This is a genomic window from Dietzia sp. DQ12-76, assembly GCF_014145045.1.
Taxonomy (GTDB): domain Bacteria; phylum Actinomycetota; class Actinomycetes; order Mycobacteriales; family Mycobacteriaceae; genus Dietzia.
In genome coordinates this window covers 1-2,188 of record NZ_JAALDV010000081.1, presented here as the reverse complement: position 1 = coordinate 2,188, position 2,188 = coordinate 1, and the positions used below count along the sequence as shown (strand labels likewise).

Below are 2,188 nucleotides of genomic sequence, written 5' to 3'. Positions count from 1 at the left end.
AAGGTGGCGCTCGACGCCTCGATCCAGACGGACATCCCGGATTCCGCGCGGTCGTCGGCGTTCGGCCGGTCCGAGACGGCTCTGCAGCTGGCATGGGTCGCGGGCGGCGCGCTGGGGGTCCTCCTGCCGCCGGACTTCACCGTGGGCTTCGGCGTGATCGCGGTCGTCGGCGCCCTGCTGTTCGCGCAGTCCCTCCTGACCGCGCGCGGATCCACGCTCGTGCCCGGGCTCGGCGGCAACCGACCCCGGTTCCCCGGAGAACCACGTGACCCCCGTTCGTTCGGCGCACGCCTGCTGGGCAGAATGGAGGAGTGAGCTCCCGCAGCGATGCCCCCGCCTCCGGCCCCCGCGTTCGTCCAGTCACCTGGGCGATCCTGGCGTGGGTGATCGTCATGATCGCCGCGATCGTGGGGGCGTGGCAGGGCTCGGCCTCACGCCACGGGTCGGTGCCGTCGATCACCGTCGCGACCGACCGCGATCACGTCGAGGTCCCTCCGTTCGCGGCCACGGACCTCGACGGCACCACCTATGCCAATCCGGTGGGCCGGTTCGTCATCTCGGGTGAGCACACGCTCACGGTTCGGCTCCCGGTCGAGCTGCGCCGCGCCACGCTCGACGTCTACGAGGTCCGCGCGGACGGGTTCCGCGAGTACACCGTCGAGCCCGACGGGCCCGGCGAACTGCTCGTCCCGGTCGCCCTTCCCGACGAGGGACGGATCGAGGGGCTGGCGCTCCGGGCGGTCGCGCTGGTCTACGCCGCGGACGGCTCGGAGACGATCCTCAGCGGCGAGTGGTCGGTCGGGTTCGACTACGCGGACTGATCCTGCCGGTCACGCGTCCAGTTCGCGGGCGACCGCGCGGAGAACCGAGGCCACCCGGCTCGACACCTTGTGGTCGGGACGGTGGCCGCGCCGCAACTCGGGCTGGACGGTCGACTCGAGCACCTTGATCATGTCCTCGATCATCCCGTGCAGCTCATCCGGGGAGTGCCGTGGGCCACCCCGGGGCGCACGGTCCTGCGCGACGGTGGGGTCCTCGTGGACGACCACCCGGAGCGCCTGGGGGCCGCGCCGACCGGAGACCATGTCGAACTCCACCCGCTGGCGGGGCCGGAGCGTGTCCACGCCGGCAGGAAGGGCGTCGGACCGGACGTAGACGTCCTCCCCGCCCTCGTGGGACAGGAAACCGAATCCCTTCTCCGCGTCGTACCACTTGACCCTGCCACTGGGCACCGCGAACCACCTCTCCACACGATCGCGCACAGGTGCGACCGACCATCACCACGTCGCCGTCGAGCCTACCCTCGCCGAGGTGGCGGTTCGGTGCCCGCATCGGGCCGGTAGCCTGCCCGGTGTGACCTCAGATGCCCGACCCCCGGCCGACGACCCCGACCCCTGGACCCCTCACGCGGCCCAGCCCACCCCGTCCCGCCCCAGACGTCGCGGGCTGTTCGTCGCCGCCCTGGCCGTCTTCGCCGTCGGAGTCGTCTTCACGATCCTCGCCGCACTCACCCCGTTCGTGCTGGACCGGGACGCCCCCACGTTCCTCTACGTCGGCGCGATGGTGTTCACCCCGGTCGGGTTCCTCCTGGGGCTGCTGTACGCCATCCTCGGCTCCCGGCCGCCCAGGGCGTGACGGAACCCACACGTCCGCGAATCTCCAGGTAACGAGCGGATAACACTGATAGCCACCCTTCTGCGTGACCTGGTTTTATCTCAGAATGGTGACGATCCGGCATCAACCCGCTACTGTTCGAGTCAGACTCGTCAGCGAGTTGGCATCGGACGCACCACCGAACCCCGCCCTGCGGCCGTTGCGACAGTGACCGTAACCGGGCGGGGACGGGGGACCCGATCAGGGCCCTTGCCGGGCCGGCGACCACAGGTCGCCTTGGGGTCAAGCCGCCATCCGCGGCCGGGCACACTCGTCCGAACCCGACAGCTCACCCCGTAGGCACCGAGTGAAAAGGACTGACGCGTATATGACCTCGAACACCGGACGCCACCGCGCTGCCACCCCCGCCTCCGCACCCAGGACGGCGGTGAAGGTGGTCCTCGCGGGCACCGCGTTCTCCGCCGCCGGGCTCGCCCTCGCCCCGGCCGCCAACGCGGCCCCGGACTCCGACTGGGATCGTCTCGCCCAGTGTGAGGCCGGCGGCAACTGGGGGATCAACACCGGCAACGGCTAC

The 2,188-nt window shown here is 71.1% G+C and carries 4 protein-coding genes, 1 pseudogene and 1 riboswitch; of the genes and pseudogenes, 4 read left to right on the top strand and 1 reads right to left on the bottom strand.

The features are described 5' to 3' along the window. Nucleotides 1–315 (top strand): annotated as a pseudogene (locus tag G6019_RS03990) (MFS transporter); the annotation flags it as partial. After that, the gene (locus G6019_RS03985) at nucleotides 312–821 is read left to right on the top strand and encodes a DUF2771 family protein (RefSeq protein WP_182613209.1); all 510 of its coding nucleotides are present in this window, start codon (nucleotides 312–314) and stop codon (nucleotides 819–821) included. The pseudogene G6019_RS03990 and the gene G6019_RS03985, both read left to right, overlap by 4 nt. Nucleotides 822–830: 9 nt before the next feature. Here G6019_RS03985 and G6019_RS17655 read toward each other — a convergent pair whose 3' ends face one another. Continuing rightward, a complete protein-coding gene (locus G6019_RS17655; RefSeq protein WP_182613210.1) occupies nucleotides 831–1,232 on the bottom strand; it encodes a cold-shock protein in 402 nt (133 codons plus the stop codon). Nucleotides 1,233–1,353: 121 nt separating this feature from the next. Between G6019_RS17655 and G6019_RS03975 the strand changes: the two genes are divergently transcribed. Then, nucleotides 1,354–1,635 (top strand): hypothetical protein, encoded by a 282-nt coding sequence (locus G6019_RS03975; protein ID WP_107755838.1) that lies wholly within the window; start codon nucleotides 1,354–1,356, stop codon nucleotides 1,633–1,635. A gap of 178 nt (nucleotides 1,636–1,813) precedes the next feature. Next, nucleotides 1,814–1,970, top strand: a riboswitch (cyclic di-AMP (ydaO/yuaA leader). Nucleotides 1,971–1,981: 11 nt separating this feature from the next. Next, nucleotides 1,982–2,188, top strand: a 207-nt coding sequence (locus tag G6019_RS03970; protein WP_182627077.1) for a transglycosylase family protein, incomplete at its 3' end; no start/stop codon positions are given.